Origin of the sequence: Chryseobacterium sp. HR92 (assembly GCF_045689405.1) — a bacterium.
In the GTDB taxonomy this organism is placed as follows: domain Bacteria; phylum Bacteroidota; class Bacteroidia; order Flavobacteriales; family Weeksellaceae; genus Chryseobacterium; species Chryseobacterium viscerum_A.
In genome coordinates this window covers 2,303,722-2,329,989 of the sequence record NZ_CP139139.1, presented here as the reverse complement: position 1 = coordinate 2,329,989, position 26,268 = coordinate 2,303,722, and the positions used below count along the sequence as shown (strand labels likewise).

General features: G+C 35.4%; 26 protein-coding genes. 8 read left to right on the top strand and 18 right to left on the bottom strand.

From position 1 onward, the window contains the following. The first annotated feature begins 165 nt into the window (after positions 1-165). From SFA27_RS10495 to SFA27_RS10485, 3 genes are all read left to right on the top strand, one after another. Complete coding sequence (locus SFA27_RS10495) at positions 166-1,203, top strand: PLP-dependent cysteine synthase family protein (protein ID WP_047374554.1); 1,038 nt, start codon at positions 166-168, stop codon at positions 1,201-1,203. Positions 1,204-1,286: 83 nt separating this feature from the next. After that, positions 1,287-2,558 (top strand): pyridoxal phosphate-dependent aminotransferase family protein, encoded by a 1,272-nt coding sequence (locus tag SFA27_RS10490; RefSeq protein WP_264518691.1) that lies wholly within the window; start codon positions 1,287-1,289, stop codon positions 2,556-2,558. A 64-nt stretch (positions 2,559-2,622) separates the two neighbouring features. Beyond that, a complete protein-coding gene (locus tag SFA27_RS10485; RefSeq protein ID WP_047374552.1) occupies positions 2,623-3,501 on the top strand; it encodes a DMT family transporter in 879 nt (292 codons plus the stop codon). Positions 3,502-3,592: 91 nt separating this feature from the next. Here the strand turns inward: SFA27_RS10485 and SFA27_RS10480 are convergent, their stop codons facing one another. Then, on the bottom strand, positions 3,593-4,243 hold the full coding sequence (locus SFA27_RS10480) for an NADPH-dependent F420 reductase (RefSeq protein WP_407297995.1): 651 nt from the start codon (positions 4,241-4,243) through the stop codon (positions 3,593-3,595). A gap of 135 nt (positions 4,244-4,378) precedes the next feature. Beyond that, on the bottom strand, positions 4,379-4,966 hold the full coding sequence (locus tag SFA27_RS10475) for a Crp/Fnr family transcriptional regulator (protein ID WP_047374549.1): 588 nt from the start codon (positions 4,964-4,966) through the stop codon (positions 4,379-4,381). 349 nt (positions 4,967-5,315) lie between these two features. Between SFA27_RS10475 and SFA27_RS10470 the strand changes: the two genes are divergently transcribed. Together SFA27_RS10470 and SFA27_RS10465 are read left to right on the top strand one after the other, a co-directional pair. Then, positions 5,316-6,077 (top strand): hypothetical protein, encoded by a 762-nt coding sequence (locus tag SFA27_RS10470; protein ID WP_407297994.1) that lies wholly within the window; start codon positions 5,316-5,318, stop codon positions 6,075-6,077. 154 nt (positions 6,078-6,231) lie between these two features. Then, on the top strand, positions 6,232-8,421 hold the full coding sequence (locus SFA27_RS10465; protein ID WP_407297993.1) for a B12-binding domain-containing radical SAM protein: 2,190 nt from the start codon (positions 6,232-6,234) through the stop codon (positions 8,419-8,421). Between the two features lie 337 nt (positions 8,422-8,758). Here SFA27_RS10465 and SFA27_RS10460 read toward each other — a convergent pair whose 3' ends face one another. The 3 genes from SFA27_RS10460 to atpD all read right to left on the bottom strand — a co-directional run bounded on the left by SFA27_RS10460 (position 8,759) and on the right by atpD (position 11,533). Continuing rightward, positions 8,759-9,577, bottom strand: a complete 819-nt coding sequence (locus tag SFA27_RS10460; RefSeq protein ID WP_047374543.1) for a hypothetical protein — start codon at positions 9,575-9,577, stop codon at positions 8,759-8,761. Positions 9,578-9,655: 78 nt separating this feature from the next. After that, entirely contained in the window at positions 9,656-9,937 is a 282-nt protein-coding gene (locus SFA27_RS10455; protein ID WP_047374542.1) for a F0F1 ATP synthase subunit epsilon, read from the bottom strand. A gap of 87 nt (positions 9,938-10,024) precedes the next feature. Next, entirely contained in the window at positions 10,025-11,533 is a 1,509-nt protein-coding gene (gene atpD, locus SFA27_RS10450; RefSeq protein WP_047374540.1) for a F0F1 ATP synthase subunit beta, read from the bottom strand. Between the two features lie 216 nt (positions 11,534-11,749). Here atpD and SFA27_RS10445 point away from each other — a divergent pair, with 216 nt between their 5' ends. Together SFA27_RS10445 and SFA27_RS10440 are read left to right on the top strand one after the other, a co-directional pair. After that, a complete protein-coding gene (locus tag SFA27_RS10445; protein ID WP_047374535.1) occupies positions 11,750-12,676 on the top strand; it encodes a bifunctional riboflavin kinase/FAD synthetase in 927 nt (308 codons plus the stop codon). Then, positions 12,660-13,706: an acyltransferase family protein gene (locus tag SFA27_RS10440; RefSeq protein ID WP_407297992.1), complete on the top strand. Its 1,047-nt coding sequence runs from the start codon at positions 12,660-12,662 to the stop codon at positions 13,704-13,706. Before SFA27_RS10445 ends, SFA27_RS10440 begins: the two co-directional genes overlap by 17 nt. Before the next feature lie 16 nt (positions 13,707-13,722). Here SFA27_RS10440 and SFA27_RS10435 read toward each other — a convergent pair whose 3' ends face one another. Both SFA27_RS10435 and SFA27_RS10430 read right to left on the bottom strand, forming a co-directional pair. Further along, positions 13,723-14,214 carry a hypothetical protein gene (locus tag SFA27_RS10435; RefSeq protein ID WP_264517826.1) on the bottom strand — a complete coding sequence of 164 codons (492 nt, stop codon included), beginning with the start codon at positions 14,212-14,214 and terminating at the stop codon, positions 13,723-13,725. Between the two features lie 77 nt (positions 14,215-14,291). After that, positions 14,292-14,651 carry an MmcQ/YjbR family DNA-binding protein gene (locus tag SFA27_RS10430; protein WP_407297991.1) on the bottom strand — a complete coding sequence of 120 codons (360 nt, stop codon included), beginning with the start codon at positions 14,649-14,651 and terminating at the stop codon, positions 14,292-14,294. A gap of 119 nt (positions 14,652-14,770) precedes the next feature. Here SFA27_RS10430 and SFA27_RS10425 point away from each other — a divergent pair, with 119 nt between their 5' ends. Beyond that, positions 14,771-15,427, top strand: a complete 657-nt coding sequence (locus tag SFA27_RS10425; protein ID WP_407297990.1) for an NAD(P)H-binding protein — start codon at positions 14,771-14,773, stop codon at positions 15,425-15,427. Between the two features lie 114 nt (positions 15,428-15,541). Here SFA27_RS10425 and SFA27_RS10420 read toward each other — a convergent pair whose 3' ends face one another. The 11 genes from SFA27_RS10420 to SFA27_RS10370 form a co-directional block, all read right to left on the bottom strand. Continuing rightward, positions 15,542-16,057, bottom strand: coding sequence for a VOC family protein (locus SFA27_RS10420; protein WP_407297989.1), 516 nt, complete (start codon positions 16,055-16,057; stop codon positions 15,542-15,544). Between the two features lie 77 nt (positions 16,058-16,134). After that, a complete protein-coding gene (locus SFA27_RS10415) occupies positions 16,135-16,710 on the bottom strand; it encodes a glutathione peroxidase (protein ID WP_047374523.1) in 576 nt (191 codons plus the stop codon). A gap of 35 nt (positions 16,711-16,745) precedes the next feature. Then, a complete protein-coding gene (locus SFA27_RS10410) occupies positions 16,746-17,408 on the bottom strand; it encodes a hypothetical protein (protein ID WP_047374521.1) in 663 nt (220 codons plus the stop codon). 106 nt (positions 17,409-17,514) lie between these two features. Next, a complete protein-coding gene (kdsB, locus tag SFA27_RS10405; RefSeq protein WP_407297988.1) occupies positions 17,515-18,237 on the bottom strand; it encodes a 3-deoxy-manno-octulosonate cytidylyltransferase in 723 nt (240 codons plus the stop codon). A 141-nt stretch (positions 18,238-18,378) separates the two neighbouring features. Further along, complete coding sequence (locus tag SFA27_RS10400; RefSeq protein WP_407297987.1) at positions 18,379-19,365, bottom strand: phosphatase PAP2 family protein; 987 nt, start codon at positions 19,363-19,365, stop codon at positions 18,379-18,381. A 128-nt stretch (positions 19,366-19,493) separates the two neighbouring features. After that, positions 19,494-20,084, bottom strand: a complete 591-nt coding sequence (locus SFA27_RS10395; protein WP_264517821.1) for a hypothetical protein — start codon at positions 20,082-20,084, stop codon at positions 19,494-19,496. A 103-nt stretch (positions 20,085-20,187) separates the two neighbouring features. Beyond that, positions 20,188-21,441 (bottom strand): pyridoxal phosphate-dependent aminotransferase, encoded by a 1,254-nt coding sequence (locus SFA27_RS10390; RefSeq protein WP_407297986.1) that lies wholly within the window; start codon positions 21,439-21,441, stop codon positions 20,188-20,190. Between the two features lie 28 nt (positions 21,442-21,469). Beyond that, positions 21,470-22,381 carry a hypothetical protein gene (locus SFA27_RS10385; protein ID WP_407297985.1) on the bottom strand — a complete coding sequence of 304 codons (912 nt, stop codon included), beginning with the start codon at positions 22,379-22,381 and terminating at the stop codon, positions 21,470-21,472. Between the two features lie 17 nt (positions 22,382-22,398). Further along, the gene (locus SFA27_RS10380; protein ID WP_407297984.1) at positions 22,399-24,114 is read right to left on the bottom strand and encodes a phospho-sugar mutase; all 1,716 of its coding nucleotides are present in this window, start codon (positions 24,112-24,114) and stop codon (positions 22,399-22,401) included. 64 nt (positions 24,115-24,178) lie between these two features. Then, positions 24,179-24,880, bottom strand: coding sequence for a GIN domain-containing protein (locus SFA27_RS10375; RefSeq protein WP_047374512.1), 702 nt, complete (start codon positions 24,878-24,880; stop codon positions 24,179-24,181). A 436-nt stretch (positions 24,881-25,316) separates the two neighbouring features. Further along, entirely contained in the window at positions 25,317-26,267 is a 951-nt protein-coding gene (locus SFA27_RS10370; protein ID WP_047374509.1) for a glycosyltransferase family 2 protein, read from the bottom strand. Position 26,268 lies beyond the last annotated feature (1 nt).

The window sequence follows — 26,268 nt, the reverse complement described above, 5'->3', positions numbered from 1 at the left end:
AAAATTTAAAAATTTTGGCGTAGTATTTGCGATTATAGACGTGTCAAAACTGTAAATACGAAAATAACTTTTTACAAAACTATGCCCTAGAAATCAAACAAAAGTTTAGTAATTATTTATTTTTTTGTATTTTTGCAGTCAGATTTTTATTGAAAATAACAAATAATGAGTAATGTTTACGATAATATTCTTGGCCTGATAGGACACACTCCGATGGTGAAGCTAAATACTGTTACAAAAGATATTCCAGCAACCGTTTATGCCAAGTTAGAATCATATAATCCTGGACATTCCACCAAAGACCGAATCGCACTTCACATTATAGAGAACGCAGAGAAAAAAGGCCTTTTAAAAGAAGATTCTGTAGTTGTAGAAACTACATCCGGTAATACTGGGTTTTCTATTGCGATGGTATGTATCATTAAGGGATATAAGTGTATTCTTGCAGTAAGTGATAAAACAAAACCTGAAAAAATTGCTTATCTGAAAGCATTGGGAGCTACGGTATATATATGCCCGGCCAATGTACCGGCAGATGATCCGAGATCATACTATGAAGTCGCTAAAAGAATCGCCCAGGAAACTCCTAATTCTATTTACATCAATCAATATTTTAACGAGTTGAATATTGATGCGCACTATCAGACTACAGGTCCAGAGATCTGGGAACAAACAGAAGGTAAGATCACTCACCTTTTTGCCTGTACAGGAACTGGTGGTACGCTATCCGGTTCTGCTAAGTTTTTGAAGGAAAAAAATCCGGATATCAAGATTATTGGTGTGGATGCAGATGGTTCTATACTGAAAAGCTATCACGAGACAGGAGAAATCCATAAAGAAGATGTACATCCTTATCAGATTGAGGGAATGGGTAAAAACCTGATCCCCGCTGCCCTGCTTTTCGACAAGGTAGATGAATTTGTAAGGGTAAATGATGAAATGTCCGCGTACAGGACCCGCGAAATTGCTTTGAAAGAAGCCATTATGGGAGGTTATACTACCGGAGCTGTGACGCAGGGATTAATGCAGTATGCCCAGTCTCATGAGCTTACAGAAAATGACCTGATTGTTTTAATATATCCTGATCATGGTTCCAGATACATCACTAAAGTATACAGTGATAAATGGATGGCTGAGCAGGGATTTGTCAACAACTGTGTTCACAATTATGACGAAGTTTTCAAAACAGAGTTTATCAAATAAAAACGAATAAAATCACAATACAATAAAGCCTTTTGCGTGTTCAGACAAAAAAGGCTTTATTACTTAAAAATTACGATACAATGTTGGATATTTTTGAAAGAATAAAAGAAAATCCAGGACCACTTGGACAATTTGCAGATTATGGTGAAGGCTATTTTATTTTCCCAAGATTAGAGGGACCTATCGGCCCTAGAATGCAGTTTCAGGGTAGAGAAGTAATTTTCTGGAGTGCCAATGACTATTTAGGATTGTGTAATCATCCTGAAGTTATAGAAGCAGATGCAAAAGCAGCTGCAGAATATGGAATGTTCTATCCAATGGGAGCAAGAGCAATGTCTGGAGAAACAGATCAGCACCTTCAACTGGAAAGAGAATTGGCAGACTTTGTAAAAAAAGATTCAGCATACTTATTGAATTTCGGTTACCAGGGAATGGTTTCTACCATTGATGCTTTGGTGAGCAGAAATGACGTTATTGTTTATGATATGGATTCTCATGCCTGCATCGTGGATGGAGTAAGACTTCATTCCGGGAAAAGATTTACCTACAAGCACAATGATATGGCAAGTCTTGAGAAAAACCTTCAGAGGGCAACTAAGGTAGCTGAAGAAACAGGAGGAGGTATTCTTGTTATTACAGAAGGGGTTTTCGGAATGAGAGGCCAGCAGGGGAAAATCAAAGAAATCTGCGATCTTAAATCTAAATACCAGTTCAGACTATTGGTAGATGATGCACATGGTTTCGGGACACTTGGTAAAACAGGTGCCGGTGTAGGTGAAGAACAGGACTGTAATGATCAGATTGATGTATACTTCTCTACGTTTGCTAAATCAATGGCTGGTTTCGGAGCATTCCTTGCGGGTGACAAAGAAATCATCAGATATCTGAAGTTCAACCTGAGATCACAAATCTTTGCAAAATCTCTTACAATGCCAATGGTAATAGGAGGATTGAAAAGACTGGAGCTGTTGAGATCTAAACCTGAGATCAAAGCTAAACTTTGGGAGAATGTCTACAAACTACAAAACGGACTTAAAGAAAGAGGATTCAACATTGGAGACACCAACACTTGCGTAACTCCGGTAATGATGCAGGGAACTCCGGTAGAAGCAACTTTATTAGTAAAAGACTTAAGAGAGAATTACGGTATCTTTACATCTGTTGTGGTATATCCGGTCATTCCGAAGGGAATGATTCTTTTAAGATTAATTCCTACCGCTTCTCATACAGATGCAGAGATTAATGAAACTCTGGCCGCATTTGAAGCGATTCATGATAAATTAGTAAGTGGTTACTATAAAGAGCAGGAACAAAAATTACTGCAGGAACAAGGATTAAGTTTTAAACCGATTTAATTTAAGAATAAAAAAAACCACTGATTGATTCAGTGGTTTTTTATTTAAATAACGATAACAACACATGAAACTCAGAGGTTATGCATTGGGGATTCTGTCAGCCGTTTCATATGGGCTGATTCCAATTTTTATTCTGCCTATCAAGCAGGCACATTTTTCGTTGGATATTACTCTGTTCTATAGATTTTTCTTTTCAGCCTTAATGGTTGGAGGATATTTGTTGTATTCCAAAGAAAGTTTTAAAATTAATAAAAAAGAAGCGTTAATCCTGGCCATACTTGGAGTCTGCTATGCTCTTTCTTCAGAGTTCCTGTTTTTAGGATATGACTTCCTTACTGCCGGAATTGCCTCTACCGTTTTATTTATTTATCCGGTTATCGTAGCCTTGATTATGTTTTTCTTTTATAAGGAGAAACTTAGCAGATTATCAGTTATTTCTCTATTTCTGGCATTCACCGGAGTTATTGTTTTATGCTTAAAAGGAAACGGATTGGAAATCAATTTTACAGGATTGGGAATTGTAATGCTCAGTTCATTATTCTATGCGCTGTATATGGTTATCGTTAACAAATCGAATATGAAGGTTTCCGGATTTAAGCTTACTTTCTACTCTATGGTTTTCACATCTATGTTCTTTATGACCAAAGCTGTGGCTGCTAATGAATCGTTCGCTATTCCTTCAGTAGAAATCTTTCTTAACTTCCTTATTTTTGCATTCCTTACTACCGTTATCTCCAGCCTCTGTCTTGTCTATGCAATCAAATATATCGGCTCTACTCCTGTATCTATTTTAGGTGCTCTGGAGCCTGTTGTTGCTGTATTAATCAGTGTCTTAATGTTTCATGAAAGGTTCACTTCTAATCTGCTTATCGGGATTACTTTAATCCTTTTTGGAGTTACGCTTAATGTGATTGGTGACCAAAAGAAAATAGGTCACGCCTAGAAATTATATTGATTGACTGATATATAAAAATAATACAAAAGCCGGGCTTCTTCATGAATCCGGCTTTTTGTATTGCTTAGGCAAGCATTTCTTATAATTTTGACTGGGCTTCCGCAAGGCTCACCGTTTTTCCCAATGCCCCAAATTCATGCAGATCTCCAAAAACTTCAATACGAATCGACTGATCAATCCCTCCTACTTTTAAAGGATCAAATCCTGCATTTTTAATAACATCTTCAACATCCTTATCAATTGCCGCATCGTCTGAAGCATAAAACAATACTGCTTTTTCAGGATTTCCGTTAGAAGCTCCCGCAAGACTTTCTGCCCCCAATGTTCCGAATGCCTTTACTAGTTTAGCACCTTGAGGAAGTACAGCTCTGTTAAGCTCCCCGGCAGATTCTTTTTCTCCAATAATCTTTTTAAATCCACCATTTCCATCCGGAGCAATAGGATTTGAGACATCAATAATAGTTTTTCCTTTCAGAATGTCTCCGTGATCATTAAAAAAGTCCTTAAAAGCACCAAACCATATTGCAGGTATAATAATATCTGCAGTATTGATCGCCTGAGCAATATCCATACTTTGAGCAAGCCCATTGGACTGTTGGGCAAAGTCAGCAGACTCTTCATTATTTCTTGATGCTACAATCACCTCGTGGCTGTTATTAATTAAATCACCTGCAATTGCTTTTCCAATATTTCCCAGACCGATTACGGCCACTTTTTTTAATGTTTCCATTTTCTTTTGATTTTTAATATTTATCTATGTCAAAATTAGCAGGAAAACTATCCAAAAAAGAGCAAACTAGTTTAAGAAATCATCTTGACATTTGGTAAGATGAATCGTTAAACTAGTTTCATATAAAGTATAACATCAGCTTTTTATTCTTCTCTGTCGGATCTTGCTTAAAAACTGTGGTGTAATTCCAAGATAGGATGCAATCTGTGTATTGGGAAGCCTGTTGGCCAACTGAGAATAATGTTTGAGAAAAAACTCATATTTTTCTTCTCCAGTTGCACTTATATTCTGAAGCACCCGATTTTGAAGCTCTATAAATTTTTGTTCGATAATTACTCTGAAGTTTCTGTCGAATTTGGGATAATAGGTATAAAGATACCAAAGGTCATTTTTTTCTATTTGCAAAACAGTAGACGTTTCAAGAGCAGCAATATACAACTGACTTGGTTTTTTATTATGAAAACTGTCTATATCCACAATCCAGTCGTTTTCTGCTGCAAACTGAAGATTATGTTCTTCTCCGTTATCATCTACATTGTACATTTTTAGACACCCTGAAACTACAAATGTATAATATTGACAAACCTCGTTTTCTTTCAGGATAAACTGTTTTCGCTTGATTCTCCTTTCTACAAACCGTTCGTTCAATACCTCAATTTCTTTCTTTGAAAGCGGAATATAGCTTTTAAAATATTCTACAAGCGGAATAGTTTCTTTTGACATTGTAAATAAAACTTGTTATACAGATCCTGAATAAATCACCATGACAATATATCAAAAAAAACCGAACCAGACATGCACATGAAGAGTTTCAAAAAAATAATATCAAAATACAAACTCAATTATGTTCTTTTTTATATCAAAAATAATCAAACAGTACACAAATTCAAAAAACAGATTATTTGTGAAAAAATATAATATTTGAACTTAAAAAAACATCTATAAGAAAAATATTTGAAAAAATAAATACTTTACTTTCTGGCATAACAAAATTTATCTGATTATATTGCATCTGTCTATTAATAGGTGTTTCCCCCACTGAACAGACTAATGTATATACTTTTAAAAGCCGATGAAAGAATTGCAAAAACTCACCAAAGATCAATTATATAAAAGACTCAAAGAAAAATCCGATAATCTATATACCATTGCTCATGAAGCCCTGGAAAACAATTTCTTCAATGAAAGCTCTTTAGATGAAGAAAGTCTTGCCGAGTTTCTTGAAATGCTGGATGATGAAACAGCAGAAAAAATAAAAGATGCTTCACTTCACATTAATAATGAAGATGACGCTCCGGAGATTGTGCTTATAGAAAACGAAAACAACACTTCCCTTGAATTGATTACCGAAGAAAATGAGGGCTATAAAATCATTTTCATAGAAGGCGATATTCATTTATCCAAAACCCTTTTTGTTGAAGACTATATCGTGCTCATTGCAACAGGTAATATACAGGCAGAAAATATCATCATCAACGGTTCACTTTACTGTGCCGGAAATATTACCAGCAAAGTATTATTCGGAGCATCAGGCAATGATAATGAAACATACATCGGTGGAAGTATTATGACTTCCCTCATAGCAGAAAACGGGCATTACACCGTTGCGGAAGGAAATATATATTCAAGATATTTAATTAGTTTTCATAACGAAATAATAGGAAAAACCGGAAAGTTCATCGAAAATATCAGCCTGGAAAAGCCTAGTGAAATTGGTCTGCTGAATCCCGAAATTCTTGACGAAGACGGATATTTTGATGAAGATTCTTTTTTAAACTTTATCGATACCAATCCTTCTGATGCCTTATTTGTTAAACCGACTAACTTATTTTGATACAGCAGATATCTCAGCTTTTATCATTCTGCAGGAAGTAATTTATTATTTTACCATCCCACTTTAGTTTCCTGTGGGGTGCATCACTGTTTATAATCAGCAGAAAAAATTTTTTTCTAAAAAAACTTTAGAATAACTTTGCAAAAAATTTCTGTTGAAAGACCTGCTTCTTATTACTCCGCCTTTTACCCAACTTAATACTCCTTATCCTGCAACGGCTTATATTAAAGGATTTTTAAATACCCAAAATATTTCCAGTTATCAGGTAGATTTGGGGATCGATGTTATTTTGGAATTATTCTCAAAAGACGGAATTCAGAAGGTTTTCAGTAAAAAAATTGATCCTCAGGATACGTCTGAAAATTCTCAGAGAATCTATGCCTTAAGAGAAGAATACATCAAAACCATAGATCAGGTTATTCTGTTTTTACAGGACAAAACACCCACCTTGGCAAGACAGATCTGCAGTATGAATTTCCTTCCTGAAGCTTCACGTTTCAACCAGCTGGATGATATGGAATTTGCTTTTGGAAATATGGGTCTTCAGGATAAAGCAAAACATCTGGCAACCTTATATTTAGAAGACATATCAGATTATATTGTTGAAAATATTGATGCTGATTTTGGTTTCAGCAGATATGCAGAACGTTTGGGAAAAAGTGCCAATTCTTTTGATGAATTGTATTCAAAACTATCCGGAGGTTCAACATTTATTGATGAATTTACTTTAAAAATTCTTCGTGAAAAAATAGAAATAGTTCAGCCGAAACTGGTTTGTTTTTCAATCCCTTTTCCCGGCAATCTGTACTCCGCTTTCAAATGTGCACAATGGATCAAAAAGTATTACCCTCACGTTAAAATTGCGATGGGCGGAGGTTTTCCCAACACCGAATTAAGAGAAATTAAGGATCAGAGAGTTTTTGAATTCTTTGATTTCATTACTTTAGATGACGGAGAACTTCCTATTGAACTTCTTCATCAAAATTTAGAAACTTCCAATGGAGAAAGTGAATTTAAGAGAACTTTTCTTCTCGAAAACCAGGAAGTTGTTTATAAGAATAATTCTAAAAGACACGATTACAAACAAGCTGACATCGGTACTCCGGATTATACGGATTTAAAACTGGATCAATATATTTCCGTTATCGAAATCGCTAATCCCATGCACAGTTTATGGAGTGACGGAAGATGGAATAAGCTGACAATGGCACATGGATGCTACTGGGGAAAATGTACATTCTGTGATATTTCTTTAGACTATATCAAAATCTATGAACCTATTTCTGCTAAAATCCTGGTAGATCGAATTGAAGAACTGATCAGAACAACTGGTGAGACAGGATTCCATTTTGTGGATGAAGCCGCACCGCCCGCCTTGATGAGAGAGGTTGCTTTGGAAATTCTCCGAAGAAATCTTGTCGTTACCTGGTGGACGAATATCCGTTTTGAAAAAAGCTTCACCCGCGATTTATGCTACCTCCTTAAACTTTCGGGATGCGTTGCTGTTTCCGGAGGTCTTGAAGTAGCCAGTGACCGATTGTTGAAATTAATTGACAAAGGAGTTTCTGTAGAACAGGTTGCCAATGTAACAAGAAATTTTACAGAAGCCGGAATTATGGTACATGCTTATCTGATGTATGGCTACCCTACCCAAACTGTTCAGGAAACAGTTGATTCTTTAGAAATGATTCGACAGATGTTTGAAATGGGAATTCTTCAAAGTGGTTTCTGGCATCAGTTTGCGATGACTGCCCATTCACCTGTTGGAATGAACCCTGGGGATTTTGGAGTAGTTCCGGTAAAACAAGAAATTCTTTTTGCCAATAATGATATAGACTTTCAGGATAAAACCGGAATTGATCATAACAAATTCAGTTTCGGATTAAAAAAATCTTTGTTCAATTTTATGCATGGAGTGAATTTTGAACTTCCGCTTCAGGAGTGGTTTGATTTTAAAATTCCGAGAACAACAATTCATCCGGATTATATTCACGACTGTCTTTTAGAAAATGAACAGTTCCAACTGAAGACCAACTCAAAAGTTGTCTTTCTGACTAAAAACGTAATCGCTGAGAATCGCATAAAAAATAAAAAGAAATATTCTGGTACGTATACGATACTTACATTCCACTTAAAAACCAATATTGTAAAGGTTGAGCTGGAACAGGAGAAAGCAGAATGGCTGGTGAATGTATTGGAAGAGAATTCTATTGAAAATTTAAAAAAACCTACTATTCAACAACTTAAGATTCAATTCGAGGAAAGTTTTGATGATTTTGAGCTCTTCTGGTTCTCAAAACCAATGCAGCAACTGAAGGAAAATGGAGTGATTTTAAGTTTATAAAAATTTTCGTTTTTTTCTCAAGGATTTTTGAGATTACTGAATTTTTTTGAATTTTTCTTTTTCTGAACAAATAACGTCTGTTTCTATTGAATTATAATCTCCCACAGATTTCACGGATTACACAGATTTTTATTTTGACTTAAAAGAACAAAATCTTCTATTTTTCATACCAAAGGAATCAAATCCAAATTTCTGACTACTACATAATGAAACGGCAGAATATTCCCCTCCGGAGGAGGGGTGGCAAAAATTCTTTGAATTTTTGACGGGGTGGTTAGTAAAGATTAATGAGGTTTCAATAAGTTTTGGCTAAAGCCATTGGAAATTTTATATTTTTTTAATTAGGAGTCTCTTTTGATACAGCACCCACCGATACTTTTTCCTGTATTTTAATAAAATTAGGATCCATAATAGCCATTCGTTCAGCTAATGCTTTGTAGGTTGGAAACTTCAGGATAGAAGCTCTGCCGGACATTTCTTTATAAATTGTGAAAGACTTTCCGCCTGCTGTTTTTAATTGCTTTGTGGTAGTAATATATCTACCGATAAGCTTGCTTTTGGCATCATAGATCTCAATATCTATAGATGTCTTATCCATGATGGTATCTTGTGAACCGAAACTTACAGGCAGATTGGTAAAATATCCCACCGGAACGCCATTACTCAGGATCTCTCCCACTTTATTGACCTCAATATTCAGCTTATCTATTTTCTTCCTGATAGTGTAAGCATCTTTGGTTTTAGTGTCCAGTTTTCTTTTGGGAACATTTGAAAAAATCTCATCGAGGTTTTTCACATTGATACCTTTATTATCAATTATTTTAAGATCCTTAACCGAAGTAAAGACTGCTGACTTTTCTTCACCGGAGAATGCAGAGGGTGATGAATAATCAATCTCAATTGTCTTATCTCTGTTGTATACTCTATTGATACTGATATAACTGTCGCGAACAGAATCAACGATACTTTTATCAATGAATTTTATAGTATACATCGGGGTTTCCTTCAGATCCATAAACGTATATTCGCTGGATTTGTTGGACAGTTTCGCTACCGGAATGCCATCCAGATTGATAATTCCTCTCTTGGTTTTGATATTCTGAGCATGAAGGAAAACACCCAGAACTGTAAATAATATGATTATGCCTCTCTTCATACAATCAGACTTTTACAAATAAAAAAAGTGTAACACAAAGTTACACTTTCTTGAAAATATATTTAGCTTTTCATTTAATTATTCACAAAGGATAATACCTTTATCATGATTAAATTCTACAACACCGCTTTTGATAGCATAAGCAAAAACAGAGTCTTTTCCAGCTTCTTTGGTAAAGTTTTTAGCAAAAGCCTCATCAATAGAATTAGCATAAAGCTTTACATTACCTCCGATCAAAGAAGAAACAATTCCCGCGTGGTTTTTCATGATGTGAAATTCACCATTTTTTCCAGGCAACAATACTGAGTCTACTTCTCCTTCAAAAACTACGTATTCTGGTGTTAAAATTTTTATATTCATTTTAATTTAGATTTGAAGATTTCAGATTTCAGATTTCAGACAACCTTAAAGTCTCATGTCTGTATCTTTTATCTTTATGTCTAATTATTAAGCGTTTTCAGCTAACATTTTTTGTCCTGCTTCGATAGCTTCTTCGATAGTTCCTTTCAAGTTGAAAGCAGCTTCTGGTAAGTGATCTAATTCACCATCCATAATCATAGTAAATCCTTTGATTGTATCTTTGATATCTACTAATGATCCTGGGATACCTGTAAACTGTTCTGCTACGTGGAAAGGCTGAGATAAGAATCTCTGAACTTTTCTTGCACGGTATACAACAGATTTATCTTCTTCAGAAAGTTCTTCCATACCAAGGATTGCAATGATATCCTGAAGAGCTTTGTATCTCTGAAGAATTTCTTTTACTCTTTGAGCACAGTCATAGTGTTCCTGACCGATAACTTCCGGAGCAAGGATTCTTGAAGTAGAAGCTAATGGATCTACCGCTGGGTAAATACCTAATGAAGCAATCTTTCTGTCAAGTACCGTAGTTGCATCCAAGTGAGCAAACGTAGTTGCAGGAGCCGGGTCAGTTAAGTCATCCGCAGGTACGTATACCGCCTGTACTGAAGTAATTGAACCATTTTTAGTTGAAGTAATTCTTTCCTGCATCGCACCCATTTCAGAAGCAAGAGTTGGTTGGTAACCTACCGCTGATGGCATACGACCAAGAAGTGCAGATACCTCAGAACCAGCCTGTGTAAAACGGAAGATGTTATCTACGAAGAAAAGTACATCTCTACCTTGTCCGCTTTCTCCACCGTCTCTATAGTACTCAGCTAATGTAAGACCAGAAAGTGCTACTCTAGCTCTCGCACCTGGCGGCTCGTTCATCTGTCCGAAAACGAATGCAGCTTTAGAATCTTTCATAGCTTCTAAGTCTACTTTAGAAAGGTCCCAACCTCCGTTTTCCATAGAGTGCATGAAATCATCACCATACTTGATAATACCTGATTCCAACATCTCTCTTAAAAGGTCATTTCCTTCTCTCGTTCTTTCACCTACTCCGGCGAATACAGAAAGACCTCCGTGCCCTTTTGCAATATTGTTAATCAACTCCTGGATCAATACAGTTTTACCTACACCGGCACCACCGAACAAACCAATTTTACCTCCTTTTGCGTAAGGCTCAACTAAGTCGATTACTTTAATACCTGTAAATAAAACTTCTGCAGAAGTTGAAAGTTGATCAAATTTTGGAGCTGGTCTGTGAATTGGTAGACCACCTTCCTTAGAAATATCTTGAAGTCCGTCGATAGCATCACCAACAACGTTGAATAGTCTTCCGTTTACAGCCTCTCCGATTGGCATCATAATAGGATTTCCGAATCCAATTACGTCCTGCCCTCTTTTAAGACCGTCAGTAGCGTCCATTGCGATACATCTTACTGTATCTTCGCCAATATGTTGTTCTACCTCTAAAACTACTTTTTCACCGTTTTCTTTTGTAATTTCTAACGCGTCATAGATTGCTGGAACAGCTTCCACATCTGTGAAGACAACGTCGATTACCGGACCAATAATTTGAGAAATTTTACCTTTAATTTGGTTTGCCATTGCTAAATTTTTTCTTGGTGCAAATATAGTGATTCTTCATAAACCCGCAATTGGTAAAAAAAAGATTTTTATCATGCTTTTGAGAATAGATTATTTTAGTATTATAACGATATAATGATGAACCAGTGCTGCAATATTAAGGTTATAGGTATTACTCCATTGTTATATTGATACATTGGCACATTATTTCTATATTTGCAGTCAAATTTTTCCGTTTTGAAAGTTTTCAAGAATTTTACAGATTATTCCTCACAGAAGCCTTTAGCATTGTCTTTAGGAATGTTTGACGGGGTACATCTCGGGCACAAGAGTATTATTGATGAACTAACTAAAGTAGGTACAGAGAACAACATGGAAACTGCTATCCTTACTTTCTGGCCGCATCCAAGGTTTGTTTTTAATCCTAATGAAGATTTAAAACTTCTGAATACATTAGAAGAAAAGAAACAGCTGGTTGAAAAATATGGGATTGATAATCTGTTCCTGAAGGAGTTTGATGAAGAATTCAGAAATTTAACCGGAGAAGAATTTGTACGTCAGATTTTAATTGATAAGCTCAACGTTAAATACCTTATTATAGGATACGATCATTCTTTCGGAAAAAACAAAAGCGGGAATTTTGAACTTCTTCAGAAACTATCCAAAGAGCTTGATTTTGATGTTGAACAAATGGAAGCAATCAATATTCACGAAAACAATATCAGCTCTACGAAAGTACGTAATGCACTTCTAACAGGAAATATCAAGGAGGCCAACGAAATGCTGGGATACTCCTACTCTGTTTCAGGAACGGTAGTTCATGGGAAGAAGATCGGAAGAACAATTGGCTATCCAACGGCCAATATTGATACGGAATCCATTAAGCTTTTACCTAAAAAAGGAGCTTATATTGTAGAAGTATTTGTAAAAGGCAACCAATATAAAGGAATGCTGAGCGTTGGAACCAACCCTACGGTAAATGGGGAGAAACTCACTGTAGAAGTTTATATCCTTGATTTTGATGGAGATATTTATGATGAAGAAATTACGGTAAACTTCAGAGATTTTCTTCATGATGAAATCAAATTTGAAGGTCTGGAAAAACTGATTGAAAGGCTGGATGAGGATAAAAGATTAACACAGGCGTATGATTTCAAGGAGTAATAATTTTGATTTTCTAAGGCTTGTTTTTGCAAGTCTTGTTATTATTACCCACTCCTATGCTCTTTCCGGAGCTATTCAAGGCGATCCTTTGTCCCAACTTACCAACAGCCAGATGGAATTCTCCTATCTTGGAGTTCATGGTTTTTTTATTATCTCCGGATATTTAATTTTTAAAAGTTTACTGCGCTGCAAAGGTCTTGCTGATTATTACTGGAAAAGACTTTTAAGACTTTTTCCTGCCTTATTGGTGATACTTTTCCTCACCGTTTTGCTGGCACCTGCAGTTTATGAAAGTTCTGTTCCTTACTTACAGAACAAATCCGTCTACACTTATATTCCTCAAAATTTAACCCTGTTTTTCCGGCAGAAAGGTATTGACGGTGTTTTTGAAAACAACCCTTACAAACATAGCATCAATGGGAGTTTATGGACCATATGCTACGAATTCAGTATGTACGTAATGGTCTCTTTGCTATTCTTTATCCGTAAAAAAGCTTTTGTAAAAACTGTTGTTATCCTGTTATTTGTATCAAGTTATATCTTAACTATTTTTCAGCCGTATTTTCTATATGGAGTGTTTCTGAAAATGGGACTGGGAAGTAATCATTTTTACAATCTGATGTGCTTTTTTGCAGGGGGTATGGTATTGACTTATCTGAACCTCAATAATAGAAAAACGGAAAACATCATCATCCTGCTTTCTTTTATCGTTCTTATTATCAGTTTATATTTAAATATTTTCAAATACACCTGCTACATTACGCTCCCATTACTGGTTATCCTTCTTGGCGAGAGATCTACCCCATATCTCAATAAAGTAGGAGAAGTAATTGGAGACACATCTTACGGAATTTATATTTATTCTTTTCCGATACAGCAGGCGCTGATGTATTTTTTTAAATTTGACATGGTTATGTTATTTATATTTTCATTACCACTTTCCATTCTCCTGGGATATATTTCCTGGCATCTGATTGAGAAGAAAGCATTAGGATATAAAGATTTATTTGCTAAAAAGGCTATTCAGTGATGAATAGCCTTTTTATTTATTTCAATACTTTTAAGTATATTTTCTGAGGTTCGCTGCTTAGTTTCACGTTTGGAAACTGTTTGTCGTAATCAATAAAAATATCTCCTTTTTCATCTGCTTTTCCGTTTCCGTCAGAGTCCCAGCTTATTGTTACATAATATTTTGCCGGGCCTGCAGGTTTTGGATTGATCTTACTTTCAGCATCTTTAGGGACTGGCAGATCAATAGTGAATGGTACAGATTTCTGCTCATATTCTTTTTCTGTAATTAACGTAGCAGGTGCATCTGCCAGTTTTTCATCTGCTCCGTATAAGCTTACTTTAAGTTTTGGATTTTTAATGGTAAAATTCTCGGTTCCCGAAAATTCTATTTTAATATGATCAGAAGAAGTTTCTGCAGCTGAGACAGCAGGAGCTGAACTTTCAGCAGTATTTTTCTTTACCGGCTTGGTACAGCTTGACAGCATCAATGTACCTGCTGCAACGAATAATAAAAGGTAGTTTCTCATTTGTTCTTTATTTTTGTTACTATTAAATTATATATTTCATTGATCCGTAGATAACAAATCCCACACCTCAATTCTTACTATCTTATAAAGAATTTACTGCATTCTGAGCCTTTCTTTGTCAGGGATTTAAAAACCAAATCATAGGAATGATCAATGAGTTTAAAGATCAGATCTCTTTTTAGACCATCCGCTGTTACAGAATTCCAATGGGTTTTGTTCATGTGATAAGCCCCTGTGACCTGAGGATACTGCTCACGGAGCTCTGCACTCCATTCAGGATCTGTTTTTACATTTATTGATAGCGGCTGTCTTTCAAGCCCCATCAGTAAAAACATTTTGGTATCTACTTTCAATACAAGGGTTTCGTTATCAAACGGAAAGCTTTCCGTAACTCCTTTTTTGGCAAGACAATAATCTAAAATTTCGTTGGCATCCATATTCAATATGAGTAATGAGTGATCAGTAATTAGTAGTGATTAAATGATATAATTCTTTAATCTTTAATTCAAATTTAGTAAATTTAAGAAAGAAATAATCTCACAAAATCACAATTATTATGAAAGCTCTGGTAATAGGTGCTACAGGCGCCACGGGAAAAGATCTGGTATATCAATTACTCAATGATACAGAGTTTGATGAAGTAGATATTTTTGTTAGAAAACCTGTCGATATTCAGAATAATAAGCTTACAGTTCATATTGTGAATTTTGAAAAGCCTGAAGAATGGAAAAATATGGTGAAGGGAGATGTGGCATTTTCGTGTCTGGGAACCACTTTAAAGGATGCAGGAAGTAAGGAAGCCCAAAAAAAAGTAGACTTCGATTATCAGTATGAATTTGCGAAAGCCGCAAAAGAAAATGATGTAGAAGATTATATTCTGGTATCAGCCTATGGTGCGAATCCGCAATCAAAGATTTTCTATTCAAAAATGAAAGGTGAACTGGAAGAAGCTGTAAAGCTGCTGCATTTCAATAAAATCACTATTTTCAAACCGGGAATGCTTGAACGGACAAATTCTGAGAGAACAGGAGAAGTTCTGGGCAGCCGGATTATAAAGTTTGCCAATAAACTAGGGTTATTAGAAAGCCAAAAGCCTTTGCCCACCAATATTCTGGCAAAAGCAATGATCAAATCTTCAAAAATAAAAAGTAACGGATACTCCAGTATAAAGCTTGGAAATATTTTCTGTTTTGCAGAGAAAACCAATGAATAAAAGATGCGAGGCGGGAGATTTGGGGTCCGGGATGCGAGGTAATATGATTCATACTAAAGTTGAAACCTTCTTATTAATTTCCCTAAACTCTAAATCTTACTACCTATCACCTAATTATTTTGTGGTTTTGCTGTTCATTTTCTGTCCTAACTTTTCATATTCAATATCATTAGGTTCCCAAAGTTCTATCTTGTTTCCTTCTATATCCATAATATGGACAAATTTTCCATATTCATAAGTCTCGATCTTATCAACAATAGTTACATTTTCTTTTTTAAGCTGTTCAATCAGTTTTTCAAGGTTTTCTACCCTATAATTGATCATGAAATCTTTTTCAGAAGGCTGAAAATATTTTGTTTTTTCACTGAAAGGGCTCCATTGGCTAAATCCTTTTTTAGAATTATCTGCTCCCTGATACCACTCAAATACCGCTCCGTATTCATTGGTAGCAAGTCCCAGATGGCTTTCATACCATTCTCTCATTTTTTTAGGATCTTTACATTTAAAAAAGATTCCGCCGATACCGGTTACTCTTTTCGTTTCACCAGACTTATTTTCTGTAACGGCTTTAAAAGCAAATCCTAACATAAAGGAAGCCAGGATACAAAGGGTAAAAATTATTTTCTTCATAAGGAGCAGAGATTAAGTTTAAAAATAAAAAAAGTGGATGTAAAAACACCCACTTGTAAAAATATACTTTTTTCTCTTTATTTCAGATATTTTGTAATAGCCTCATCTGTAGGCTTTGTAGTACTTACAAAAGAATCAATCAGTTTTCCGTTTTCGTCAACCAGGAATTTGGTAAAGTTCCAAAGGATGGTTGTGTTTTTTACTCCGTTTAATTCCTGTTCTGTTAAATACTTGAAGATCGGAGCTGTATCATCTCCTTTCACAGAAACTTTAGCAGCCAAAGGAAATGTCACTCCATAATTTTTCTGGCAGAAAGCACCAATTTCGGTATTGGTTCCTGGTTCCTGTCCTCCAAAATTATTGGCAGGGAATCCTACTACAACCAGCTTATCTTTATATTCCTCATATACCTTTTCAAGATCAGCATACTGAGGGGTAAACCCACATTCTGAAGCGGTATTTACAATCAGGATTTTTTTTCCTTTGAAATCTGCAAAATTGATTTCTTTCCCGTCAAGACTTTCTACTTTGAAGTCATATATTGTTTTTCCCATAAGTTCAATGGTTTTGGCTTTAGAAATTTCACTTTTTTGATTGGTGCAGCTTTGCAGAAATGCTATACAAGAAAGCAGCAGTAAAAAAATATTTTTCATTTTTTATCATTTTATGCAGCAGGACTGCAGTTAAATTAAAACTTAAAAATGTTAGCCGGAAAAACTTTGTTAATGTCAATTCTGTTTAATAACATCACATAATCTCCGTCTTTCTTCGTACTGGAAGATTCTATTCTGAAAGGCATAGTAAGGTTTCCAACTTTTTTAAAGTCAGAATATACAAGCGTTTCATCTTTTTTCACTTCTTTTATCAACATATAAGTCTTTGTATCAAAATAATACATATTCTTATTGACATTCTTGGTAAGTTCTACTTTATGGCAGTAGATCTCTCCTACTTTTTCTTTTCCAAGGTATTTGGCATCAAAACCTTTATTTTCCCAATCAATGAAGTCATTGTCAAAACTTTCCGGTACATATTCAGGGTATTCCTGAAGCTTATTTGCCGCATAGTTCATTGCATATCCTTTGGTACCATCAAAACCTTCAATTGCGGTTTCTTTTCCTCCGGTAGTAATCAATGTTTTAGTAAGATTTGGACGCTGCTGAAAAATTCTTATCGGATACTCATCTTTGATTCCCAATACTACTTTTCCCTGAAGTAATACTGAATTCAACAATTTCCAATTGGTTAACCCTCCGGATAATTCAATGTTCTTGTCTATAATTTCCTTTGCGGTCTGCGCAAATGTCATATGCGAAAATATCAGTCCAAATACTAATAATAACTTCTTCATTAATTTTATTTATAAATTCAAATATAGGGGGATTTATGTGAAATTGCAAAAAGGCTGAAAAGCGAAAAGGTTTATTTGCCCATTTGCTTTACTTTCTTCAGTTATTTTAAATTAACTTTCTGGCTTTCTCCAGATCTTCCGGTGTATCAATGCCTACTCCTACGAAGTTGGTTTCTATCATTTTGATTTTCATTCCGTATTCAAGATAGCGGATGCATTCAATTTTTTCGGATATTTCCAACGGTTTCATTTCGAGTTTTGAAAACTGCAATAGTGCTTCTTTCCTGAAAGCATATACCCCAATATGTTTAAAATAGCTTATATCATAGGAAACTTCCCTGTGAAAAGGAATTACAGAACGGCTGAAATACAGAGCAAAACCATTGTTATCTGTAATAACTTTTACATTATTTGGATTTTCAACTTCCTCTTTCTCATGCAGCTGTATTTTTAAAGAAGCTAAAGAGGTTTCCTGCTGATTATCATGTTTAAAGACTTCGATCAGTTGCTGTAAAGGTTCCAGTTTCAAGAAAGGTTCATCTCCCTGTACATTGATCACGATATCACAGTCTATATTCTGTACAGCTTCGGCAATACGGTCGCTTCCGGTTTCGTGCTGCCCTGTCATTACAGCTTTTCCGCCGTTTGCTGTGATTTCATCAAAAATAATTTCAGAGTCTGTTGCGACAAATACCTCATCAAACAGCCCGGTTTCCACTACGTTTTGATAAGTGGTGGTAATAACGGTTTTTTCTCCTAAAATCTGCATTAGTTTCCCCGGAAAACGGCTTGCTTCGTAACGTGCAGGGATGACAGCGATTATTTTCATTCAGTAAAAATATTAAGTAATTCTCTTTAATTCAACAGGTTTCATCCCAGCAGTTGCAAAAGCTGTGATAATCCTTTTATCTTGAGATCAAATGTAGTGAAAAGTATCTTATTTACTCTACAAAACAGAGATTTCAGCAGCTTAAAAAGAGAGTTTTACCCCTACCATATTATATTCCCACTGACGGGATGCCGTAAAATTGAGACTATATTTTGTTTTTCCAATGGTACCTTCTGATGAAGTATACCGGCTTTTTGATATGGTTTTTCCAATAAAATATCCCACCAATAAAGCTAACGGGTAATCTGATGCCCAGTGAACCTTACTTTGCATCATTTGAAAGCATAAAGCCCCCGCTAAAGTATATCCTACAGGTTTTATCCATACTGCATCTGGGTAATTGTCTGCAATCACAGTAATTCCGGCCACAAAGGTTGTTAAATGTCCTGACGGCATTGCATCGTAATTCGAGGTATTCTTGCCAAATTCTGAAAAACTTGGAAAAGGATTCCAGGCTCCTCCTTTATTACCATTTATCTCTGCAATAAAAGGGCTTTCTCTTCCTGTAATTCTTTTAATGGTTTGAGTGAAAACTCCTGAAAGAATTAAACTTTCCATCAAACCACTGGCTGTAGCCTGTGCTCTGTAGTCATTTTTGATCAAGCCATACGTTCCAAAACCAATTCCAAGCAAGACTAGTGTGGAACCATTTCCAATCAGGTATAAGGTAGAGCCAATATCTTTAGGGATCTTAAAGACACCACCTATTTTGTTGTAGTTATTATCTTTATCCATTCCCCATCTTTCCCCCAATTCTCTTGAATTATCAATCAGTTTCTGGTCAAATGGTAACAGAATCAAAGTGGCTGCAACAGCTCCTCCCAGATAATAAGCATGGTCTTTGGCTACAAAATCTTTATTGGTATTGATAAAGTTTCTGGGTAGCTTGGTTACAAAATCCAGTAATTTAGGTTTGGGATACGTTCTGACAGAACCACCTTTCAGGGTATAAGTCTGTACTTTTGGCAGCTCGGATTCCTTTGGCTGATCTTTTACTTTCAATGTATCAACTTCTTGTGAGCATACCAATATTGAAACTGGTAAGAGTAGAAATCTCAGTTTTTTCATCGTGTAATTTTCGACTTTATTATATTTAGGTGTGTAAAAGCCCAAAGGTAATTCCTAGGTGAGTGTTGTACAAAGTGGTTCTCTAACTTTTAATATTTATTTAATTTTTATAAAGTTATAATTTATTATCAGTTTAAATATTTAATTAAAAAAATAACCCCATACATCCAGGAAATATAGAGAAAAGAATAAAAAAGTCCAAATCCAATGCTTTTAAAGAAATTTCCTTTACATTTTCCTGAGTTTTTAAAAACCAATCTTAGTGCTCTGAAAAATACCCAATATAAGCTAGCGGCTAATAATAATATGGCTGACCAAAAGAAAAGTCCGAAAAAATAAGAAAGAAAAATGAGCAGAATGGAAATTACAATCCATGCAAGAATAGAAAGAAGAACACCTCCTATTCCATCTCCTACAGCTGGCGGATCAAAGTCGAAACCATTAAATTTTGGCGTTTTATCTGCATATCTTTGTATTCTTTCTTTGTTTAAAATATTCCCTACATTGTCTTTTAATTTTAAGCCAGAATAGAGACCTGCACTGATAAACAGGAAAAATGCTCCGGCCAAAACAGATGTTGATACTATTGAATTCTGAAACAATGAACGATGATCTGCTTTTCCTGAAAGCCAAACACTTAAAATCACTATTGTAATGATCACCAGTGTTGAAAAAAACACATATTTTGTTTCAAGAAATGATTTCTGCGGAAGTTTCATGATTGTATTCTGTATGTAAAAAAGCTTCGACTCTGCTCAGCGTGACATTGCTATGTAACGATGTCATGCTAGGCAGAGCCGAAGTTTATATTTTATTTGAGAATTACTTTAATTTGTTCAAAGCATTTTCCAGTTTCGGAAGCATTACTTTAATCTCATCTACAGCCAATCCTCCCACAGAAGCACGGAACCAAGGCTCTGATTTGTCTTCTCCGAAGGCTGAGAATGGTACTAAAGCCACTCCTGCTTCATTAATCAGGTAGAATACAAGGTCTGAAGAGTTTTCAATAACAGCTCCATCCGGTTTTGTTTTTCCAATATAGTCTAACTTAATGGTAAGATAAAGAGCTCCCATAGGTTCGATACTGTCTACTGAAAGACCTTTTCCTTTTAAATCCTGAACTCCGTTGTGAAGAACTTTTAAGCTTTCTTCAAGCTTACCTTTAAAATCCTCAACGAAAGTATCTACATTCTCTGAATTTTCATAGAATTTAGCGGTTGCTTCCTGTTCCGGCTTTGGTGCCCATGCTCCAACGTGAGTAAGAAGTGCCTTCATTTTATCAAGGATATGAGCAGGTCCGAATCCCCATCCTACACGTACTCCTGTTGCTGCAAGACATTTTGAAATACCGTCAATATAGATGGTATAGTCTTTCATTTCAGGGAAAAGAGAAACCGGATCTACATGCTCAGCACCGAAAGTAAGGCAAGAATAGATCTGATCATACATTAAATATAACGGCTTTTCATCTGCTCCTCTTTTTTTGTTTTCAGCAATTACCAGTTCACAAATCTCTGAAAGCTGATCTTTTGTAAACATTGTTCCTGTAGGATTCAATGGAGAACATAATGCCAATAATACAGCTCCATCCAAATGCGGTCTTAAATCATCAGCAGTCGGAAGGAAATTGGTTTCAGGCTTTGTTTTTACTTCTATAGCGTTGGCAGAAGTAAGGTAAGCATAGTGATTGTTGTTCCATGATGGTGTAGGATATACCACTTTATCTCCTTCATCCACGATGGTTTTATATACGGCATAGATCAAAGGTCTTGATCCGGCTGTAATCAGGATATCTTCAGGAGAATAATCCAGGTTCCATCTTTTTTTAAGGTCTTTGGAAACTTCTTTTCTTAAAGATAAAAGTCCATTTGCAGGCGGATAATTCGTCAGATTATTCTGATATGCTTTCTGAATCTCTTCCTTCAGCAATGCCGGAATAGGATAGATATTAGAATTCAGATCACCAATAGTAAGATTGGCAATTTCTGCTCCCTTTGCTTTTAGATCATTTACTTCGTTACCAATTTTTACAATTTCAGAACCGATCAGGTTCGCTGCTAATTTTGAAACTTTCACTTTTATTCTTATTTAAAATTTACTAATATTATCGTTCACCATTAATTTTTTCATGTATTTGATCTACCGGCATTTGTGCATCAAAAAGAGTGATTATTTCTTTTGCTTTTTTTGCCGTATTGGAATTCGGATATTTTTTGATCATCCTGTTGAATTCCGCTCTGTTTTCATCGTTTAGTTTTCCGGTTCCTTTATCCTGTTCTCTTTCGTAGGTAGGCGTATTATCCATTCCTAAAAGATAATCGGACAGATAGTAGTTATAGTCTTGTTTTACAGTCTTTATCAGCTTACTTTCAGGATATTTATTCATAAAATTTTCCCAGAACATCAGTCTGTCACCTAATTGTTCCCAGCCGATAATCAATCCTGCATCTGCTGCATAATTGGTTTCACTTTCTTTATCCGTTTGTGAAATGTAAACTTCATAATCCGGAGTTACTTTATTTTTAAAAAGAGAAGAATAATATCCCGGAATGGTCCATATTTCAGTAATCCCTTCTCCCACTTCTCTGAATTCAAGACCTGCTTTTTTTAGTTCTGAAGCTATTTTTTTAACATTGTCCGGAAGATTGTACTGATCCTTATCATAATTATAATAATTCACATATTTATCCAAAACATTTGTGTGAAGGTTCATCAGACATTCTGTATACTTTCCTCTTATTTTCAAATAATCTTCATATACTTTGTCATTCTGCTCCGGGCTGTTTCCAGCCATCTCTTTTTCGATTTTGGTACGGTACCACTGAAGTGATGTAATGTAATCCTCCGTTTTATGAGCGGGAGAACAAGCTGTATCTATCGGCTTGTACTGATCTTCTATGGCTTCTTTTGTAACAATCGAATCATTTGCCGGTTTTTTATCTGAAACTGCAGTCTCCTTTTTACAGGAAACTACAGCTGCAGACAATAAGCAAACTGCTATTATTTTTTTGATCATCTGCTGTTTCCGAAATATTAATCCAGTTTCAAATCTGTTTTAACAGCTCCGATTTTAGCTTCCAATGATTTTAATTTGTCTCTGAAATCTGCTTCTGAAGTAATGGAATCCTTCACCGAAACATAGAACTTGATTTTAGGCTCTGTTCCTGAAGGTCTTACACATACTTTTGTCCCATCCTGTGTGTAATAGATCAAAACGTTAGACTTTGGAATATCATTCATTACTTTTTTCTCATTTGTAGAAATGGTAAGACTTGTCTGCTCTTTAAAGTCTTTCACTTCTTCAACTAATGAACCTGCCAATTCTTTTGGAGGATTTTCACGGAAGTCTTTCATCATATTCTGAATTTCTTCAGCTCCTTCTTTTCCTTTTCTTACAATATTGATCAATCCTTCATAATACATTCCAAGGTCTTCATAAATCTCGATCATGTATTGGTACATTGTTTTTCCGTTAGCTTTGCACCATGCAGCAATTTCACAAGCTACAAGAATACTTCCACAAGAGTCTTTATCACGTACAAAATCTCCGGTCATGAATCCGAAACTTTCTTCACCGCCACATACAAATTTCTGTGTTCCTTCTGCTTCACGGATCATTTTTCCTATCCATTTGAATCCGGTAAGACCTACTTTGCATTCTACACCAAATTTTTGAGCAATATCAAAGAAGATATCTGAAGTTACGATGGTAGAACCGATGAACTCTTTTCCGGTAATTCTTCCTTGTTTTCTCCACTCATTAAGAATGTAGTAAGTAAGGATTGTATTGGTTTGGTTACCATTCAATAATTGCATTTCACCATCAAGATTTCTTACAGCGATACCCAATCTGTCCCCATCAGGATCTGTTCCGATCACTATATCTGCATTGGTAATTCTTGCCAGATCCAGTGCCATTTCCAGTGCTGCAGGCTCTTCCGGATTTGGAGAATCCACTGTAGGGAAATTTCCACTTGGGATCATCTGTTCTCTTACAAGATCTATTTTTTTGAATCCAGCCTTTTCTAAAGCTTTAGGAATGGTAGTATAGGTTGTTCCGTGGATAGAGGTGAAAACAATATTTAAATTTTCTTTTCCAACATTCTGATAGGTAGAGTTTTCAATACAAGCATCAATATACACATCATCCTGCTCTTCTCCGATCCATTCGATCAGATCATCATTTCCGTTGAATTTAATTTCCTCGAATTTTACTGAATATACTTCATTGATAATGGCTTCATCATTAGGCGGAACAATTTGTGCTCCGTCGTTCCAGTATACTTTATAACCATTATATTCCGGCGGATTGTGAGAAGCTGTCAACACGATTCCTCCGTTACATTTTTTATCACGTACAGTGAAAGACAATTCAGGAGTGGGTCTGTGATCTTTGAAAAGCAATACTTTAATTCCATTTGCTGTTAAAACATCTGCTACCAGTTTTCCGAATTCTTTTGAGTTATTACGAACATCATAAGCGATGGCCACTTTAATTTCTTCTCCTTTGAACTGCTGCAGCATATAATTGGCCAATCCCTGAGTAGCCTGGCCTAATGTATATTTATTCAAGCGGTTGGTTCCTACTCCCATTATCCCACGCATACCTCCTGTCCCGAATTCCAGTTCTCTGTAGAAAGAATCTTCCAGATCAGGAGAATTACTGTCGATCAATGTCTGTACAGCATCTCTCGTTTCTTTATCGAAGGTATCACTTAACCAAAGTTTCGCTTTTTCTAGTGTATTCATATTTGTATTGTTGTTCTTTTATAGTTTGTAAAGTTCCTAGTTTCTAGTTTAAATAATGCTGTTTTTAATCCAGCTTTTTGTTTTCGACTTTTGTCGTTTTATCTATTTTAAATGCTCTGATTGGATCATTATAATAAATAAATTTTGCCGTGTTCTGAATGTTTCCTTTCAAAGAATCTTTTACATTCACTTCAGCATAATTTCCGTTTTTAGAATCTATATTCAGGTTGGTGATTTTCCAGTATGGAGCAATTAAACTGGCTGTATCTGAAATCTTTATGACAGCATCTTTGGACAATCCCAGGAAATTGGCGCGGCTTCTGTTGTGCATTTCCACTTCTGCTCTTCTGGTATTCACAGATCCCATGAAGCTTGCATTATTTTTCATGCTAAGTCTGAAATTATCTGTTTTGATTTCGCTTGAAATATTCACTTCAACAGAATCGGAAACGGCTACTTTTTCAAGATTATATTTTGAATAAATCGTCACGTTATAAAAATCAACTCCCTTTGTACCTCTTTTTTCTTTGATGAAAAGTGTCTTGTCTTTTACATCTACATCAAGATTATTAGCCACGTTAGGATAAGTCTCTATTTCTACAAAATTTTTCGGACCTCTGGCATAAAATACACGGAATTTCCCTTCCAGATCCAGATTGACGAACTCCGAAACATCCACATCTTTCTTTTCAATATTTCCCTTTGGAGAAACTTTCCCACAAGAAACTACTGCCATCAGCATTAATGTGTATACAACTTTTTTCATATTTAATTTTAAATATTCTATATTATAATCGCAACGATCTTTACTGAAAATCTCTGAAAGCTTTTTTTATGTCTCTTACAGGACTTTCAATATTATTTTGAACAAAAATAGGATTAAAATTTCTAAAAAACTTTGTCTTTTGACAATAAAATACCTGATAATTTTCAATTTTCTGCTTTTCAGGAAAGACTATTTCTTATTCTCTCTTTCTTTTATTTTTTATCTGATAATTTCAAAAATACAAAAAAGCACCCTGTTTTTACAGGGTGCTTTTTATTTATTAGGATTGAAGTTATTGTTGCTCAGTTAACCACCCCGTCAAAATTTTTTTGAATTTTTGACACCCCTCCAAAGGATGGGAATTGTCATATATTGACTGGATGTTTACATTAACAGATTAGTTTTCAACATATTTACAATGAAACATCATTTGTTTTTATATCACTTCGTCAATATTATAGTTCTTGTGTTCGCGGTTCGTTCTGATAATCATTTCTCCTAAGAATCCTGCAACAAAAAGAAGGCTTCCCAGAATCATCATTGTTAATGCGATGAAGAACCAAGGATTATTGGTAATTAAATGTCCGTAAATTCCTCTTGCAACGTCAATCAGTTTAGAAATCCCCAGCCAAAGTGCTGAAAGAAAACCAACAATAAACATTAAGGTTCCTACTGCTCCGAAGAAATGCATTGGTCTCCCTCCGAAACGACTTACAAACCAAAGGGTTATCAAATCCAGAAAACCTCTTACAAATCTTTCAGTTCCGAATTTTGAAGTTCCGTAAGGTCTTGCCTGGTGTTGTACTTCTTTTTCCGTGATTCTTCTGAAACCTGCATTGGCAGCCAATACTGGAATATAACGGTGCATATCTCCATATACATCAACAGATTTTACAACCTGTCTTTTATAGGCTTTCAAACCGCAATTGAAATCATGAAGATAAACTCCTGAAACTTTTCTCGCCGCTGCATTGAATAATTTTGAAGGAATATTTTTCGTCATTACATTGTCAAAACGCTTCTTCTTCCAACCGGAAACGATATCGTAGTTATCATGGACTACCATATTGTACAGTTCCGGAATCTCTTCAGGGAAATCCTGTAAATCGGCATCCATGGTAATTACCACATCTCCGTTTGTTCTTTCAAAGGCTGCATGAAGGGCCTGAGATTTTCCATAATTTCTGGAAAATTTAATAGCGTGGATCTGAGGATACTGTACTTTCATATTCTCAATAATACTCCACGACAAATCCGTACTTCCATCGTCTACAAACCAGATTTCATAAGATAAATTACTGGTTGTGCATACTTTATCAATTCTTGAAAAAAGCTCTTCCAAAGAGTCTTCTTCGTTCAGTAACGGAATAACTATAGATAAATTCATT